The sequence below is a fragment of the Rhodococcus sp. IC4_135 genome (assembly GCF_011602025.1).
GTDB lineage: Bacteria > Actinomycetota > Actinomycetes > Mycobacteriales > Mycobacteriaceae > Rhodococcus_F > Rhodococcus_F baikonurensis.
In genome coordinates, this window is sequence record NZ_JAAOLG010000006.1 from 244,855 (window position 1) to 261,930 (window position 17,076).

Below are 17,076 nucleotides of genomic sequence, written 5' to 3' on the forward strand. Positions count from 1 at the left end.
GGCACTACTCGCCGCCGAACACCCTCTCCACCACAGCCTTTGCCCGTCGTGTGATGCGCAGGTAGTTGTCGAGGAACTCCCCTGCGTCGTCGCCGTATCCGGCGACCTGCGCCACCGCCGCGAGGACACGGCCAGGGCCGGGAAGCTGGTCTGTCGGCTTGCCCCGCACCAGAACGAGGCAGTTGCGTGCCTTCGTCGCGGTGATCCAGGCGTCACGCAGCAGTTCGACGTCGCCTTCGCTGAGCAGTTCCGCGGCCCCGATAGCGTCGAGAGTTTCCAGCGTCGACGTGTTGTGCAACGACTCGATCTTGTCGGCGTGGCGCAGCTGCAGCAGTTGCACAGTCCACTCGATGTCGGCCAGGCCGCCGCGACCCAGTTTGGTGTGCGTGGCCGGATCGGCTCCGCGCGGGAGCCTTTCGGAATCGACGCGCGCCTTGATGCGCCGGATCTCGCGCACCGCCGCGTCACTGACGCCGCCTTCGGGGTAGCGGGTCTTGTCGATCATGTGCAGGAACCGCAGTCCCAGTTCAGGGTCACCGGCAACCGGATGCGCACGTAGGAGCGCTTGGATCTCCCACGCCTGAGCCCACTTCGCGTAGTACGCGTCGTAGGACTCGAGAGTGCGCACCATCGGTCCGTTACGACCTTCCGGGCGCAGTCCGGTGTCGACTTCGAGCGGCGGATCGGTACTCGGAGCACCGAGAAGCTTGCGCACCTTGTCGGCAATGCTGTTGGCCCACTTGACCGCAACGGTCTCGTCGACGCCCTCACGGGGTTCGCACACGAACAGCACGTCGGCATCGGATCCATAGCCGAGTTCGCCGCCGCCGAGTCGACCCATGCCGATGACGGAGAAGCTGGCCGGCGCCTCGGTTCCGAGTTCGGTGACGCTGGCCTTGATCACCGCGGAGAGCGACGCGTTGAGCACCGCGGCCCACACCGAGGACAGCGCCTTGCAGACGGCGGGCACATCGAGCATGCCGAGGATGTCGGCCGAAGCGATGCGTGCAAGTTCGTGTCGCCGCAGCGAGCGGGCCGCGGCCACAGCACGATTGGGATCACTGTGTCGGCCGGAGGCGGTGAGGATTCCGCGAGCGACGTCTTCGGGCTTCGGCTCGACCAGGCGCGGACCACTCGGTGAATCCGCGAACAAACGGATCACGTCGGGTGCCTTGATGAGCAGATCAGGTAGATACGCCGACGAGCCCAGTACGGTCATCAGACGCTCGGCGACTGCAGCCTCGTCGCGGAGCAGGCGCAGGAACCAGGTCTGGTCGACGAGCGCGTCCGAGAGCCTACGGTATGCAAGCAGACCTGCATCGGGATCCGTTGTGTCAGCGAGTGATTCGAGCAGAGTCGGCAGTAGAAGCGCTTGAATCCGACCCTTACGTGAAGCGCCACTCGTCAGTGCTGTCAGATGTCCGAGTGCATGCTCGGGTGCCGTGTAACCCAGAGCTGCCAACTGCCGAACCGCCGCTTCGGGTCCCAGGACCAGTGCTTCCTTGTCCATCCGCGCCACCGATTCGAGAAGCGGGCGGTAGAACAGTTTGGCGTGCAGGCGGCGAATACGATGTGAATTCCGCTTGATCTCGGCGCGCAGGACTCCGAGGGAATCCAGACGCCCGTCGGGCCGCATGTGCGCGGCGCGGGCCAGCCAACGCAGCGCTTCCTCGTCGTCCGGCGGCGGCAGGGTGTGCGTGCGCTTGAGCTTCTGCAACTGCAGACGGTGCTCGAGAAGGCGCAGGAATTCGTACGACGCGGTCAGGTTGGCGGCGTCGTCGCGGCCGACGTATCCACCCGCCGCCAATGCGGTCAGTGCATCGACCGTGCTCTGGACGTGCAACGAACGGTCAGCCCGGCCGTGCACCAATTGCAGGAGCTGGACGGCGAATTCGACGTCGCGCAAACTTCCGCGGCCGAGTTTGAGTTCACGCTCGCGCAGTTCGGGCGGAACCATTTCCTCGACGCGTCGACGCATGGCCTGAACTTCGGGAACGAAGTCCTCGCGCTCGGAGGCGATCCACACCATCGGGCTCATCGCCTCGGAGTACTGGCGACCGAGCTCCATGTCGCCGGTCATCGGACGAGCCTTGAGCAGTGCCTGGAACTCCCAGGTCTTGGCCCAGCGCTTGTAGTACGTGATGTGGGATTCGAGGGAGCGGACCAACTCTCCGCGCTTGCCTTCGGGACGCAGCGCAGCGTCGACCTCGAAGAAAGCGGAAGTACCGATGCGCATCATCTCACCGGCAACGCGGCTGGCCGTCGCATCGGCCGGTTCGGCGACGAACACGACGTCGACGTCGGAGACGTAGTTCAGCTCGCGCGCACCACATTTGCCCATGGCGATCACGGCGAGCCGGATCGGACAGCTGCCCTCGGGGCACACCGTTGCGATAGCCACCGCCAGTGCGGCGGTCAGGGCAGCGTCCGCGAGATCGGAAAGCTGGTGACCCACAGTCTGATACGGCACTACGGGCTCGTTCTCGACGGTCGCTGCAAGATCAGCCGCAGCCAGCAGCATCAACTGGTCCTTGTAGCTCTTACGCAGAGCAACAACAGCTTCCGGCCCGGTCAGGGTGGCGCGGTAGGTCAGTGAGCCTTCGGTAGCGCCCTCGTCGAGGGTGGCGCCCACGGCTTCGAGCAAAGCAGCGGTGGCCTCGTCCTTGGTCGGCAGAGAGGTGCCGTCGAGTAGTTTCCAGCCGATCGGATCCGCGGCCAGATGATCGCCGAAGGCCGAAGACGCACCCACCAGTGCGAACAACCGGCCCCGCAAGCTTTTGTCCTTGCGCAATGCCTGATCGAGCTCGCGCCACCCGTCGTCGAGCCCGTCCTTGATCCGGACAAGGGTGCGCAGAGCGAGGTCGGCATTCGCGGCACGCGAAAGCGACCACAAGAGTTCGATACTCTCGGCGTCGACCCAACCGAGCTGACGCAACTCGTCGGCAGCGGTGGGCTCGACCAGCCCGAGTCGACCCGGTCCTGGGACTGCTGACCTCGCAGCGGGCGGTTTCACCGTCACAGACCGAGGTAGGTCTTGAGCTCGAACGGCGTCACGTGGCTGCGGTATTCCTCCCACTCACGACGCTTGTTGCGCAGGAAGAAATCGAAGACGTGTTCGCCGAGTGCTTCGGCCACCAGCTCCGACTTCTCCATCTCGCGCAGAGCGCTGTCCAAGTTGCTCGGCAGTTCCTTGTAGCCCATGGCGCGACGCTCGGCGGAGGTCAACGACCACACGTCGTCTTCTGCCTCGGGCGGCAAGGTGTAGCCCTTCTCGATGCCTCGAAGACCGGCAGCAAGCAGGACCGCGAAAGTCAGGTACGGGTTGCAGGCCGAGTCTGGGCTTCGGATCTCGACGCGACGTGACGACGCCTTGTTTGGCGTGTACATCGGAACGCGGATGAGAGCCGATCGGTTGGACGGGCCCCACGACGCAGCTGTGGGTGCCTCTCCCCCGTGAACGAGTCGCTTGTACGAGTTGACCCACTGGTTCGTGACCGCACTGATCTCGTTGGCGTGCTCGAGGATGCCGGCGATGAACGCTTTGCCGGTCTCGGAGAGCTGCATCGGATCGTCCGGATTGTGGAAGGCGTTGGTGTCGCCCTCGAACAGGCTCATGTGGGTGTGCATCGCGGAGCCGGCCTGATCACTGAACGGCTTGGGCATGAAGCTCGCCCGGACGCCTTCACCGATCGCGACCTCCTTCACGACGTACCGGAACGTCATGACGTTGTCGGCCATCGAGAGTGCGTCGGCGTAGCGCAGATCGATCTCCTGCTGACCCGGCGCGGCCTCGTGGTGACTGAACTCGACCGAGATGCCCATCGACTCGAGTGCGTCGATGGCGTGGCGGCGGAAGTTCGGAGCCGAATCGTGCACTGCCTGGTCGAAGTATCCGCCCGAGTCGGCCGGGATCGGCGGAGTGCCGTCGATCGGACCGTTCTCCAGAAGGAAGAACTCGATTTCCGGGTGGACGTAGCAGCTGAAGCCCAAGTCGCTGGCCTTGCTCAACTGGCGACGCAGGACGTGGCGCGGATCGGCCCACGACGGCGAACCGTCGGGCATCGTGATGTCACAGAACATGCGCGCGGAATGCTGCGCACCGTCCTTGTGGGCCCACGGCAGGATCTGGAATGTCGAGGCGTCGGGCCGAGCGACGGTGTCGGCTTCGGAGACTCGTGAGAATCCCTCGATGGCGGAACCGTCGAATCCGATTCCCTCCTCGAAGGCGCCTTCGAGTTCGGCGGGGGCGATCGCCACCGATTTGAGGTACCCGAGAACGTCGGTGAACCACAAGCGGACAAACCGAATGTCGCGCTCTTCCAGGGTACGAAGCACGAATTCTTTTTGGCGATCCATGCACGCGAGACTAAGCAAGCCACGTTAAATCTGTGTTACATCAGTGGTCCCGGTTAACAGAGTGATTGGTCACCATCGAATAGGCGCAGCGTACGGCGCCGCGCCGACTAACATGTCTGGCCCTCTTCCGGCGCCTTCAAGTACACGAAGTAGTCGACGACGGCATCGTCGACGCAGGAGTTTCCGTCCAGAACGACCGTGTGCTGGGTTCCGTCGAAGGTGATCAGGGCAGCGCCCAACTGCTTCGCGAGATCCACTCCGGCCTGATACGGCGTAGCCGGATCCTGCGTCGTGGACACGACGACCAGCTGAGGCAGGCCGGCATCCGCGAGGGCCTGGGGGTCGAGCGCGTGGGGGCTGCCGGTTGCCGGAACGGGCCAGAACGCGCACAGGTCGAGCGGCGCTTGACCGGTCCCTCGGCCGTCGTCGAGGAACGGGGCCGCTTCGCGGTACCGGGTATCGGACTCGCCGGCCTCGGCGCGGTCGGTGGTTGCCGGATCGTCCACGCAGCGAATGGCGTTGAACGCGTCGTTGATGTTGGAGTAGCTGCCGTCGTCCTCACGGCCTTCGTACATGTCGGCGAGATTGAGCAGCGAGTCGCCGCGTCCGTCGGCCAGACTCGACAGACCCCCACGCAGCGGCGTCCACAACTGTGGCGAATACAGAGCCTGCTGGACGCCCGTGATCGCGTCGGAATAACTCAGCCCGCGCGGATCGGTGGTCTGTGCCGGCTTCTCGATCAACGGATCGACGAGTGCCTGAAAGCGCGCTTGCGCCTGCGCCGGATCGTCACCGAGCGGGCAGTCCGTTCGCGAGACACAGTCGGCGACAAAGGCGTCGAACGCGCCTTGGAAACCCTGACCTTGCAGGACCACTTCGTCGACCGGATCCTGTTCGGGGTCGAGCGCGCCGTCGAGGACCATCGCTCGGACGTTCTGCGGAAAGGTTTCCGCGTAAGTGGATCCGAGCCGGGTTCCGTACGAGAACCCGAGGTAGTTCATCTTCGGATCGCCGAGAACGCCACGAATGACGTCCATGTCTCGAACCACCTCGTAGGTACCGACATGCGCGAGGAACTCCGTACCGGTCCGCTCAGCGCACTTGGCGGCGTAGTCCTTGCTGTCCGCCTCGGCGAGGGCAATGCCCTCCGGTGTCATGTCGACGTTGACCTCCGCACGCTCCGCGTCTGTCTCCTCCGGCGTCAAACACCGAACCTGCGGCGTCGACGCGCCGATCCCCCGCGGATCGAAGCCGATCATGTCGAAACGCTCCTGCAGTTCGGTGCCCGAACCCGACGTGGCCATCGACAGCCCGGACCCACCCGGCCCGCCGGGGTTCAGCAACAGCGAGCCGATGCGGTCACCGGTGGCCTTCGAACGCGAGATCACCACCTTCGCGGTATCGCCGCTCGGATTCGCGTAGTCGACGGGAACGCTCACCTCGGCGCAGTCGACCCCTCGCCCCAGCGGCGCAGTTCCTTCTTCGACGAACTGGTCGCACGAACCCCAGTCGAGCGTCTGCTCGTAGAATTTCTCCAGGCCGGACGGCACCGCGGACGCGGCGGAACCAGCGGGTTCCACCGATTCGGGAGTGCCTTCCGAACTGGTGCAACCGACAACCAACACGAGCACTGCTGCGCTTCCGGCGAGGGCACCGGAGAGGCGAACGAACTTCGACATGCCATCGATGGTGCCAGGAAACCGCGATAGCCAGCGGTTCGCCTCATCTCGGCACCTACCTGATACGCGCGCGGTGATGTGACCCATTGCACCCCGTCAACTATTCGTGTCGGCGATGTCCGGTGGCAGACTGAACACGTCATCACCCACACCCGGGGACCCGAAGGCGATCAACGCTCAGGGCCTCGAGGCCAGAAAGGGACAACGATGTCCGAAACACCTCTCTACGGTTCTGTACCCACTGCAGGCTCTGTACCCACTGCAGGCTCTACCGATGCACCGAAGCGCAAGACGCGCATTCACCACCTCGCCGAGATGAAGCAGAACGGCGAACGCTGGTCGATGCTCACCGCTTACGACTACTCCACGGCACGCATCTTCGAAGACGCAGGCATCCCGGTGCTGCTCGTCGGCGACTCGGCCGCCAACGTCGTCTACGGCTACGACACCACCGTGCCGATCACCGTCGACGAACTGCTCCCGCTCGTGCGCGGCGTCGTTCGCGGCGCACCGCACGCGCTCGTCGTCGCCGATCTCCCCTTCGGCACCTACGAGGGTTCCGCCGAGCAGGCCCTGGCGACTGCCACACGGTTCATGAAGGAAGGCCTCGCGCACGCCGTCAAGCTCGAGGGCGGCGAGCGGATGAGCAAGCAGATCGCGGCAATCACCTCGGCCGGCATCCCCGTCATGGCTCACGTCGGATTCACCCCGCAGAGCGTGAACTCGCTCGGCGGTTTCCGCGTCCAGGGTCGCGGCGACGCGGCCGAGCAGCTTGTGGCGGACGCCATTGCAGTCCAGGAAGCCGGGGCGTTCTCCGTCGTCATGGAAATGGTTCCGGCCGAGATCGCGGGCCAGGTCAGCCGCAAACTCACCATCCCCACCGTCGGCATCGGGGCCGGTTCCGAATGCGACGCTCAGGTACTCGTCTGGCAGGACATGGCGGGTTACACGAGCGGTAAGACAGCCAAGTTCGTCAAGCGTTTCGGTAACGTCGGTGACGAACTGCGTTCCGCAGCCGCAGCCTATGCATCAGAAGTTCGCACTGGCGCTTTCCCGGCCGCAGAACACAGTTTCTGATCCGAGACCGGCGAACGCCGCCTGTCTCTCAACCAGCCAGGGGTGCGTTCAATGATCGGTAACCGTCGAAGTTCTACTGCCGCAGCTGTAGTCGGTGCGGCAGCTCTCGTCACGGTGCTGAGCGGATGCGCGGGAGGGTCCACAAACTCTCCCGCGCCCAGCAGCACTACGCCCGCGAGTTCCACCACGACGGCGCCGGCAACAAGCTCCGCGTCCGGTTCGACGTTCACCGACGCTCAGGTCCAGCAGTTGTGCTCGGATATGGAAGGGCAGCTGCAGAACTGGCGGACCGTCACCCCGACGCTCGGCAAGGGTGGACTGAACACGATCGTCATCACGTGGGCGACGCAGAACAGCATCAACCTGCTCGATCTCGCCCAGAACCGCGAAAGCATCGACGCGGCAACCTCGGCCGCGTGCCCCGATGTCCGGAGCGGCGCGATTTCCGCACTCGAGATCCCCGATCTCGCCTCCGGACTGGTGGGCTTCTGATGACCGACACGTCAGCCACTTCAGGGCAGCCGTCGGCTCTTCGGAGTCTGTATCCCCCGATCGAGCCCTTTGTCACCGGTTTCCTCGATGTCGGTGACGGCCAGAGCATGTACTGGGAAGTCAGCGGCAATCCGGACGGCAAGCCAGTGGTGTTCCTGCACGGTGGCCCCGGTGGCGGTGCACAACCGGCGGTGCGCCAGTTCTTCGATCCGGCCGCATACCGAATTGTTCTCCTCGACCAGCGCGGCTGCGGGCGATCCACCCCGCACGTTGCCGACGGCGCCGACCTGTCGGTGAACACGACCGACAAGCTGCTGGCCGACATCGAAGCCCTGCGTGAACATCTGTCGATCGACAAGTGGATGGTCTTCGGCGGGTCCTGGGGTTCCACGCTTTCCATCGCCTACGCCGAAACGTTTCCCACGCGCGTCACGGAACTGGTCCTGCGCGGGATCTTCCTCCTGCGTCGCAGCGAGATCGACTGGTACTACAACGGCGGCGCCGGAAACATCTTTCCGGAGCGCTGGGACAAGTTCCTCGAACCGGTGCCCGAGGCGCAGCGCGGTGAAGACCTCGTCGCGGTCTATCACCAATTGCTCCATTCCGAAGACCCCGACGTCGCAGCCCGGGCAGCGATCGCCTGGTCTGCCTGGGAAGGATCGACGAGTTACCTGTATCCACAGGCGGACAAGATCGAACAGAACTCCGAGACCAGGTTCGCCTTGGCCTTCGCTCGCATCGAGAATCACTACTTCGTCAACGGCGGATTCTTCGACGAGGGTCAGCTCCTACGCAAAAGCTCCGCACTGCACGGCATTCCGGGGACGATCGTCCAGGGCCGCTACGACGTCGTCTGCCCCGCCACCAGTGCCTGGGCACTGCACAAGGCGTGGCCCGAATCCAAGCTCGTGATCGTCGACGACGCCGGACACTCCGCGATGGAGCCCGGCATCGCACATCACTTGGTGGAAGCCACCGATTCGTACCGGTAGCTCCCTACGCCGGGAACGTGAATTCCACCGTCCGTTTGACGGTGTCGACGGCGGTGAGTCGCACCTTTGCGCGCTCACCGTCGTCGGGCGTTCCGACGCATTTCGCAATCACGGCGACCGACGGGACAAACACTTCCGCCGAGCGCTTTCCGTCCTTGGCGCGCATCACCACCGCGTCGAAGACCTCGCCGACCCGGCCGTCGAGCAGCGTGGACTCGGTCAGATCGATGCACGCGCGGTCGACCTTGTTCGCCAGTGAGTCGGACCCACTCATGATGTCGGGCAACTCGGGAAGGGCGGTGCGCACCCATTCCGGTACCGCCGTACCAGCTGTGATCGCCAGACACACCTCGGTGCTGAAACGATCGGACAGGCGGCGTAGCGGAGCCGTGACGTGAGCGTAGGGCGCTCCGATCCCCGCATGCACCGTCAACTCCGGTAATCGGCCGTCGAAGGCCGCGTAGTCTGCGCCGCGCAGCAACGACGGCGCAACCGACATCAGCGCCATCGTCGACGGCTCGCCCGAGTCGAGGCCGGCAAGAATCTGCCCGACGCTTTCCCCCTCCGGCCACGTGATACCCAGCGCCACTGCAGTTCTCCGCAAGGTCCGAACCGCGGACTCCTCGGCGGGCGGCAGCGTGCGAAGCAACCCGATACCTGCGTCGATCATCATGCGGCCGGCACACATCCCGGTCAGTAGCGACACTTCTGCGTTCCAGTCGTCCGCTTCGGTGCGTGGCTCCAACTCGATCCGCCAGCGAACCGAGGACTCGTCCTCCGGCTGCTCCCGAACCACTGACTGCTCGGGCAGTTTCAGCTCGATGGCGCCCCTGGCAACCGCTGAGGCACTGCGCAATCGTCCGAACTCCGGTAGTGCGGCGATCGACGGATGCAAGGTGCCCGCGTCCGCGTCGCGCTGCACGGTCGAATAATCCAGACGCGCCACAGATTTCACCAGAGCTCGCCTCACCTGCCACGACGTGGGCTCGGCTTGGGCATCCAACTCGATACGCCACAGCGCGGCGGGGCGAACCACGTCCGGCAGCAGGCTCGCCGATCCCTCCGACAACGCCCGAGGATGCAGCGGAACGGAACCGTCCGGGAGATAGAAGGTTTGGCCACGTTTGCGGGTTTCGATGTCGAGCGCACCACCTGGCGACACCACCGCCGCGACGTCGGCGATCGCGTAGTGCACGACGTACCCGGTCGACGTCTTCTCGATGTGTACTGCCTGGTCGAGGTCCATCGATCCGGGAGGGTCGATGGTCACGAAGGCGATACCCGTTTCGTCGACACGCCCGGCACCGAAACGATCCACGGCATTCTCGGCCTCGGCCTGCGCCGCGGCCGAGAATGCTCCTGGCAAATCGAATTCCGCCCGAACCACTCCGAAGTCGATTCCCTGCACCATCATTCGACCCGCGGGCACGCGTCCTCCATGATCGGTTCGGGCCGGTCCAGCAGCTGTACCGGTCCCAGTTGTTCCAGTCTCAGTTGTTCCAGTCTTCGTCTGCCCGATCGGCGGCTTTGTTGCGTTCGGCCGCGATCTTCAATGCATGCTCGGCAGAGTCCCGATCAGGGTACGGCCCCATCCTCGTCAGCGAGGACGCACCCTTTCCCTGCGTGACGGAACCGTCGGACACGTCGAAGTACCAGAGTCGATCTTCATCAGTCATATCCACAGTGTGACATCAGAGTGAGATAGAAGCTTGTAGATCGCTGTGAGACTGATATTCTTTCTACTTGGCCTGGCAGGTGAGAACCGGACATTCGAACGGTGAGTTCTGCTTGAATGCCCAACACAAGCTACGAACAGAAAATGGAGTGCGCATGTCCGCAATTCTTTACGATTACCTCCTCCCGCTCATGGGCCATGACGCGGCAACGTACTGGGCTACGCTGCTGGTCATCAAGCCTGTCTGACAGCTTTCGACCAAAAAAGGAAGACCCCCACCGATCCGGTGGGGGTCTTCCTTTTTGCTCTCTTGCAGATCGCGGGCGGACGAGTCGGCGTGTAAGCCGGATCCTGTCCTGCGACACCGAAGTGCCGAGTGGCGACCATCCATCTGGGCACACCGTCGCCGGGTGCCTCGAGCGGTTCACCCGCAGGCTCGGGCGAGCAGCCCTCGAACACCTGCGCAGCCGCACCGCGGGCGATGCGACCTTCAACCTTGCTCCGGGCGGGGTTTACCTAGCCACCCCGGTCACCCGAGGTGCTGGTGCGCTCTTACCGCACCGTTTCACCCTTACCTGCCTCGAAAGGCAGGCGGTCTGTTTTCTGTGGCACTGTCCCGCGAGTTGCCTCGGGTTGCCGTTAACAACCGCCCTGCTCTGTGGAGTCCGGACTTTCCTCGGCCCCAGGCCTGTGCGTGGTTCACGCTGGTTCCAGAAGCCGCGGCCGCCCGGCCAACTCGTCCGCCCCCGTATGCTACCGGGCGCCTGTCGGTGGTCGGCACTATGGTCACCTTATGACTCGGTACGTGGCCCTGCTACGCGGTATCAACGTGGGCGGCATCAACATCAAGATGGCGGACCTGGCGAGAGTCTTCGGTGACCTCGGATTCGAAGGCGTGAAAACCGTCCTGGCCTCCGGCAACGTTCTGTTCGACAGTCCGAGCACCGACATCCCGTCGTTGAAGAAACAGATCGAATCCGCCCTTGCCCGCGAGTTCGGCTACGAGGCTTGGGTATTCGTCCTCGACATTCCGACACTGCGAGCGATCGTGGACAACTACCCGTTCGAGCGCGAACGCGAGGGTTGGCATGCTTACGCGATGGTTGCCTCCGAGCCTGAAATCCTCGAGGAATTGAGCGCTGCGGCAGCGCAACTCGATGCCTCGGTCGAACGCGTGGTGGCCGGCGACGGAGTCCTGTACTGGGAGGTCGAGAAGGGGCAGACCGTCAAGAGCGCGTTCGGCAGGAACACCGGAAAACCGAAGTTCAAGGCCTTCACCACAACCCGAAATCTGAACACGCTCTACAAACTGCTCAAATGACGCTCGCCCCGACACGGAGCACCAACGCGTGACTCTTCTACCGATCCTGCTCGTCGCCCTCGTCCTCGTCTTTGCGATCGTGCGTCCACGCGGGCTCCCCGAGATCGTCATCGCCGGGCCGGCAGCCGTCGTCGTTCTCCTGACCGGCATCGTCACTCTCGACGAAGCCCGCGAAGAACTGACGAGCATGGCACCCACCGTCGTCTTCCTGGTTGCCGTGCTGGTTCTCGCTCATGCCGCGGACGCTCTCGGCGTCTTTCGCTGGGTCAGCCAGATCCTGCAGCAAAAATCCCTTGCCGATCCGCAGCGGTTGCTGATGTACGTATTCGGCGCCGCTGCCCTGACCACGGCTGTCCTGAGCCTCGACGCCACCGTCGTGCTGCTGACGCCCGCAGTGATCGCGGCCGCACGATCCATCGGAGCAAGTCCGCGGCCCCATTCCTATGCCAGTGCGCACCTGTCGAACTCGGCGTCGACGCTCCTGCCGGTGTCGAACCTGACCAACCTCATCGCTTTTGCTGCAACAGGTTTGACGTTCTTGCACTTCACCGCATTGATGGCGTTGCCGTGGGTCGTGACGATCGCTGTCGAATATCTGATCTTTCGACTGTTCTTTCGTTCGGAACTCGTGCGGGACGACAGTGCAGATCCGCCTGCGGCAGCCAGATCTGCGCCTGCGCCGATTCTGCCGCTGACGGTGATCGGACTGACGCTGCTCGGTTTCGCGGTTTCGGGTTTCTTCGGGATCGAACCCGCCTGGATCGCCGTGGTGGGTGCGAGTGTCCTGGGAGCGATCGCTCTGGCTCGGCACCGTACGACCGCCGCCAAGATGATCTACGCTGCCGACCTCTGGTTCTGCGCGTTCGTCCTGGTTCTCGGGATCATCGTCGCCGGCGTCGCGAACGGGCCGGTGGGCGAATGGATTGCGCAGATCCTGCCAGGCGACACCAGCTACGGCTCACTGCTCTTTGTCGCCGCGGTAGCGGCGGTTGCGTCCAATCTCGTCAACAACCTGCCGGCAACCTTGCTGATGATCGCGGCGCTCGGAACGGCGGCACCTCCAGCTCTGGTGCTCGCGATGTTGATCGGCGTCAACCTCGGCCCCAACCTCACCTACGTGGGCTCTCTCGCCACTATGCTCTGGCGACGAGTTGCCACCAGCGCGGGCGCACCGCCCACGCTGGCGACATTCACTCTGCTCGGGATCATCACGACGCCACTGACGCTGCTCGCCGCCGTGAGTGCCCTGTGGTTGGTGATCTGATCAGAGGCTGATCAGAGGCTGATCAGCCGTCAGGGTTCTTTCAGCGAAGGTGTGACGTGTCGTTGACCAACCGGACCGAAGCTCCCCCGTCGGGGTAGAACTCGGTGATGCTCAGCGACGCCAGGTCCAGATGCAAGCGGTACAGCAACGACGGCCCGGCATCGAGCGCCAACTGCACCAAAGTCTTGATCGGGGTGACGTGAGAGACGACCAACAGCGTCGCGCCGCCGTAGGTCGAGATCAGGTCGTCGCGCGCGGCGACGACTCGTTCTCGCACCTCGTCGAAACTCTCGCCGCCGGGTGGACGCACCGAAGTGTCCGAGAGCCATTCGCGATGCAGGTCCGGGTCGCGCTCGGCTGCCTCGCGGAACGTGAGTCCGTCCCAGTCGCCGAAATCGGTTTCGATCAAACCCTTGTGCTCGACGACGGGAAGACCGAGCACGCGCGCCGATGCCTCTGCCGTCTCACGGGTTCTGCCGAGGGGTGAGCAGACGATGGCGTCGATACCGCCGCGGTTCCCGAAGCGTCCGGCCGCGCCGGCAGCCTGCGCGCGGCCCAGTTCCGTGAGCTCCGGATTGCCGCGCCCGGAGTAGCGGCGATCGACCGACATCGCTGTCTGTCCGTGACGTAGCAACAACATTCGCGTCGGCTTGCCGGTGGTGGCGATCCATCCGGGAGAGCCGGCGATCTGAGGCTCCGACGTCTCTTCGGACGGCGCGGCGGGTGCAACAGGTGCGGGGGCCGCGCTTTCGATGCCGGCAGCCGCGTCCATCGCCTCGTTGGCAAGACGATCGGCATGAGAATTCTCGCCGCGCGGAATCCACGTGTAGGTCACTCGCGAGAACTGCGTCGCCAACTCGGCAGCGCGTCGCTGCAGCGGAATCATGTCCGGGTGCTTGACCTTCCATCGCCCGGACATCTGCTCGACGACCAGCTTGGAGTCCATGCGGACGTCGACCGTCGACGCTCCGAGTTCACCGGCGGCAGTCAACCCTGCGATCAGTCCGCGGTACTCGGCGACGTTGTTGGTCGCGATTCCGATGCTTTCCTTGCGTTCGGCCAACACCGAGCGGTTGGAGTCGAAGACCACGGCACCGTAGCCGGCCGGGCCGGGGTTGCCGCGCGATCCACCGTCGGCCTCGACGATGACCTGCGTGGGACTCACAGACCGGACTCCTTGGTACGCACCATGATTGCATTGCACTCAGGGCAACGAACGACGACATCGGCGGGCGTCGCGGCGATTCGGGAGATCTCGCCGCGGTCGATCTCGATCCGGCAAGCGCCACATCGGCGTGCCTGCAGAAGCGCTGCGCCCGGTCCGCCCAGGGTGCGCTGCTTCTCGTACACAGCAAGGAAATCGGCGGGGAATTCGCCGACGAGTCGTTCGCGATCGGCGGCGCAACGCTCCTGCGCCTTGTCCAGATCGGCGACGGCGTCGTCGCGGCGACGCTTGGCGTCGATCAGCTCTTCTTCGGCCTGGGACAGCTGGGCACCGGCGTGATCGTGATCGGCCTGCAATGCCTCACGCTGCTCCATCACTTCGAGCAACTCGTCCTCGAGGAGCCCCTGCCGCCTGACCAGGCTGCCGAGTTCGTGTTCGAGTTCGGTGAGCTGCTTCGCCCCGACCGACCCACTCTGCAACAGCGTGCGGTCACGATCCTCACGCTGACGAACAGCGTCGACCTCGCCTTCGAGCTTGCGAATGTCGCGATCGATGTCGTCGATCTGGATTTCGACGGCTACGGACGCGTCTTTACGGCTGATTCGCTCGGCCTCGAGACGTTCGACTTCCTGCTGCTCGGGAAGCGCTCCGCGTCGGTGGGTGATCCGAGTGAGCTCAGCATCCACCCCGGCGAGGTCGAGAAGCTTGGACTGCACCTGTGGTTCGACGTTCACGCTGTATAACTCCTGCTGTAAGTCCGATGTCGGCAGTGCTCGCGAAGGACGGCTCTCGAAGAACTGCTCTTGAATTGTTCGTGCAACCGTACCTTGCAGAGCGCTGCACTAATGCGCACTCAAACACCAAGGATCGGTGCGAATTGTCGAAACCCGGCTTTCCCACCCCGGATTGTCGGCAAACGCGGCGTCGAGCACCGATTTCGCCTGTGCACACCACGGGTATTCACTCGCCCAATGGGCGACGTCGACCAGAGCCGGGCCACCGGCACGTAGGTGCTCGTCCGCAGGATGATGCCGCAGGTCCGCAGTGACGTAGACGTCGGCGCCCAGTCCCGCCACCACGTCGAGATACGAGTCGCCGGAACCGCCGCACACCGCCACGGTACGAACGGTTGCGTCTGGATCTCCGGCCGCGCGAACACCCCACTCGGTCGAGGGCAATGAGCGCGCTACTCGCGCGGTGAACTCCCGCAAGGTTTCGGGGTGGTCGAGCTCACCCAACCGCCCCAGTCCGAGCGAACTGGGGAACGCTGCGAGCTCGAAGACATCGAAGGCCGGTTCCTCGTACGGGTGGGCCGCCCGCAATGCGCCCAGCACCGCACTTCGCTTTCCGCGTGGGGCAATCACTTCCACACGATCCTCGCGAACCTGCTCCACAGCGCCCACAGTCCCGATCGTCGGATTCGCACCGTCGGCTGGCAAGAACTGACCCGTACCGGTGACCGTCCAACTGCACTGGCTGTAGTCACCGATCCGCCCAGCCCCGGCCTCGAAAAGTGCATCCTGCACGGCCGATGCATTCTCCACCGGAACCATGACGACCCACTTGTCGAGCGGCTGCGTCGGCTTGGGTTCGATCGGGCGCAGCACGGTCAGGCCCAGAGCCTGCGCCAACGCGTCAGACACTCCAGGGTCGGCGGAGTCCGCATTGGTGTGCGCCGAGAACAGCGCACACCCGGCCTTGATGAGTTTGTGGACCAGCGCACCCTTGGGCGTGTGAGCGCCGACGGTGTCCACCCCACGCAGCAGAAGTGGATGGTGAACGACCAGAAGGTCGGCACCGGAGGCGATGGCGTCGTCGACCACTGCCTCGGTCGGATCCACCGCGAAAACCACTCGCGTCACCGCGTCGGCCGGATCGCCGCAGACCAGACCGACCGAATCCCACGATTCCGCCAGGGCCGGCGGGTAAGCGGATTCCAGCACGGCTATGACGTCCGCAAGAGTTGCGCCGCTCACAAGATCTCCTTCATCGCTTCGATCAGTACCGAAACCTGCTCGGCTGGACGGACGGCCACACGCAACTGATCCGGGCCGAGTCCGGGAAAGGTGTCGCACCGGCGGACGGCGATACCGCGGACACGCAGGTGCTCCCGCATCGCGGCGCCGTCACGGACGTCGATGAGCACGAACGGCCCCGCAGCGGGTTCGTGCACGGCGATCCCGATCTCGGTCAGTCGCCGGGACATGTCTCGGCGGTCCACGGCAATCGCTTCGGCTTTGATCCTCGACTGCTCGACCGCGAACGGTTCGCAGCATGCCGTGATGGCCTCGATCTGCAGACTGCCCAATGGCCAGTGGGCTCGGCCGTGAGTGAGTCGAGCGAGAAGATCCGGAGAGCCGATCGCGTACCCACACCGCAATCCGGCGAGCGCCCACGTCTTGGTCAGGCTCCGAAGCACCAGTACATCCGCCGACTCGACACCGGCGACGCTCTCCGTTTCGCCGGGCACCGCATCGCCGAAGGCCTCGTCCACCACCAGGATCCGGCCCGGCCGACGCAATGCCAACACATCGGCCTTGGGGTGAAGCACGGACGTCGGGTTGGTCGGATTGCCGAGAACGACAAGGTCCGCGGATTCGGGTATCTGTGCGGTCCGAAGCTCGAAAGGCGGCTCCAGAATCACCTGCGTCACCGGCACACCGGCCTCTCGCAGCGCCAATTCCGGCTCGGTGAACGACGGATGGATCAGCGCTGCCGAACGAGAGCCCAGGCGCGGCAGCATCGCGAATCCCTCGGCACCGCCCGAGAGCAACAACACCTCTTCGGGCCGGCGCCCGTGCCGCTGCGCGACCGTTTCGCGGGCTTTCAGTTCCGCTGCAGCCGACGGGTACGAACCGAGCGTCGACAGCCCTGCGGCCAGCCGATCCCGCAACCACTTCGGTGGGCCGGAGCCTTGGACGTTGACGGCAAAATCGAGCAACCCGGGCTCCGCTTCGACATCGCCATGATGTCTCAAGCTCTCCAGGTCAACCGTTCCGGTACTCACCCGGTCAGCCTACGGTCGAGCACCGTGCGCGGACATCACCCCTGCCGT

Annotated in this window: 14 protein-coding genes and 1 other RNA gene; 5 read left to right on the forward strand and 10 right to left on the reverse strand. The window is 64.5% G+C overall.

Annotated elements, in window-relative coordinates; all coding sequences use genetic code 11:
• Positions 1 to 4: 4 nt before the first annotated feature.
• The 3 genes from G8767_RS14525 to G8767_RS14535 all read right to left on the reverse strand — a co-directional run bounded on the left by G8767_RS14525 (position 5) and on the right by G8767_RS14535 (position 6,035).
• The gene (locus tag G8767_RS14525; RefSeq protein ID WP_166810540.1) at positions 5 to 3,019 is read right to left on the reverse strand and encodes a bifunctional [glutamine synthetase] adenylyltransferase/[glutamine synthetase]-adenylyl-L-tyrosine phosphorylase; all 3,015 of its coding nucleotides are present in this window, start codon (positions 3,017 to 3,019) and stop codon (positions 5 to 7) included.
• A complete protein-coding gene (locus G8767_RS14530; RefSeq protein ID WP_003941637.1) occupies positions 3,016 to 4,356 on the reverse strand; it encodes a glutamine synthetase family protein in 1,341 nt (446 codons plus the stop codon). The genes G8767_RS14525 and G8767_RS14530 overlap by 4 nt, the downstream gene beginning before the upstream one ends.
• A 107-nt stretch (positions 4,357 to 4,463) precedes the next feature.
• A complete protein-coding gene (locus tag G8767_RS14535) occupies positions 4,464 to 6,035 on the reverse strand; it encodes an alpha/beta hydrolase (protein WP_166810541.1) in 1,572 nt (523 codons plus the stop codon).
• A 207-nt stretch (positions 6,036 to 6,242) separates the two neighbouring features.
• On the opposite strand from G8767_RS14535, the gene panB reads away from it, so the two are divergent.
• From panB to pip, 3 genes are read left to right on the forward strand one after another with little or no spacing between them, the layout of a single operon-like run.
• Positions 6,243 to 7,112 carry a 3-methyl-2-oxobutanoate hydroxymethyltransferase gene (gene panB / locus G8767_RS14540; protein ID WP_166810542.1) on the forward strand — a complete coding sequence of 290 codons (870 nt, stop codon included), beginning with the start codon at positions 6,243 to 6,245 and terminating at the stop codon, positions 7,110 to 7,112.
• 51 nt (positions 7,113 to 7,163) lie between these two features.
• Positions 7,164 to 7,604, forward strand: a complete 441-nt coding sequence (locus G8767_RS14545) for a hypothetical protein (RefSeq protein WP_206029343.1) — start codon at positions 7,164 to 7,166, stop codon at positions 7,602 to 7,604.
• On the forward strand, positions 7,604 to 8,596 hold the full coding sequence (gene pip, locus G8767_RS14550) for a prolyl aminopeptidase (RefSeq protein ID WP_075833467.1): 993 nt from the start codon (positions 7,604 to 7,606) through the stop codon (positions 8,594 to 8,596). Before G8767_RS14545 ends, pip begins: the two co-directional genes overlap by 1 nt.
• 4 nt (positions 8,597 to 8,600) lie before the next feature.
• On the opposite strand, the gene G8767_RS14555 is transcribed toward pip, so the two are convergent.
• The 3 genes from G8767_RS14555 to rnpB form a co-directional block, all read right to left on the reverse strand.
• Positions 8,601 to 10,010 (reverse strand): RNB domain-containing ribonuclease, encoded by a 1,410-nt coding sequence (locus G8767_RS14555; protein ID WP_095969812.1) that lies wholly within the window; start codon positions 10,008 to 10,010, stop codon positions 8,601 to 8,603.
• Between the two features lie 76 nt (positions 10,011 to 10,086).
• Positions 10,087 to 10,272, reverse strand: coding sequence for a hypothetical protein (locus G8767_RS14560; protein WP_007735457.1), 186 nt, complete (start codon positions 10,270 to 10,272; stop codon positions 10,087 to 10,089).
• A gap of 323 nt (positions 10,273 to 10,595) precedes the next feature.
• An RNA gene (gene rnpB / locus G8767_RS14565) (RNase P RNA component class A) lies at positions 10,596 to 11,010 on the reverse strand.
• Positions 11,011 to 11,064: 54 nt separating this feature from the next.
• Between rnpB and G8767_RS14570 the strand changes: the two genes are divergently transcribed.
• The gene (locus G8767_RS14570) at positions 11,065 to 11,592 is read left to right on the forward strand and encodes a DUF1697 domain-containing protein (protein WP_166810544.1); all 528 of its coding nucleotides are present in this window, start codon (positions 11,065 to 11,067) and stop codon (positions 11,590 to 11,592) included.
• Between the two features lie 28 nt (positions 11,593 to 11,620).
• A complete protein-coding gene (locus G8767_RS14575; RefSeq protein ID WP_166810545.1) occupies positions 11,621 to 12,856 on the forward strand; it encodes an SLC13 family permease in 1,236 nt (411 codons plus the stop codon).
• Positions 12,857 to 12,896: 40 nt separating this feature from the next.
• Here G8767_RS14575 and G8767_RS14580 read toward each other — a convergent pair whose 3' ends face one another.
• The 4 genes from G8767_RS14580 to cobC all read right to left on the reverse strand — a co-directional run bounded on the left by G8767_RS14580 (position 12,897) and on the right by cobC (position 17,028).
• The gene (locus G8767_RS14580; RefSeq protein WP_166810546.1) at positions 12,897 to 14,021 is read right to left on the reverse strand and encodes a bifunctional RNase H/acid phosphatase; all 1,125 of its coding nucleotides are present in this window, start codon (positions 14,019 to 14,021) and stop codon (positions 12,897 to 12,899) included.
• Positions 14,018 to 14,755, reverse strand: coding sequence for a C4-type zinc ribbon domain-containing protein (locus tag G8767_RS14585; RefSeq protein ID WP_019748955.1), 738 nt, complete (start codon positions 14,753 to 14,755; stop codon positions 14,018 to 14,020). Before G8767_RS14585 ends, G8767_RS14580 begins: the two co-directional genes overlap by 4 nt.
• 108 nt (positions 14,756 to 14,863) lie before the next feature.
• Positions 14,864 to 15,997, reverse strand: coding sequence for a Nif3-like dinuclear metal center hexameric protein (locus G8767_RS14590; protein WP_166810547.1), 1,134 nt, complete (start codon positions 15,995 to 15,997; stop codon positions 14,864 to 14,866).
• Positions 15,994 to 17,028 (reverse strand): Rv2231c family pyridoxal phosphate-dependent protein CobC, encoded by a 1,035-nt coding sequence (gene cobC, locus G8767_RS14595; RefSeq protein ID WP_166810548.1) that lies wholly within the window; start codon positions 17,026 to 17,028, stop codon positions 15,994 to 15,996. Before cobC ends, G8767_RS14590 begins: the two co-directional genes overlap by 4 nt.
• Positions 17,029 to 17,076: the final 48 nt, after the last annotated feature.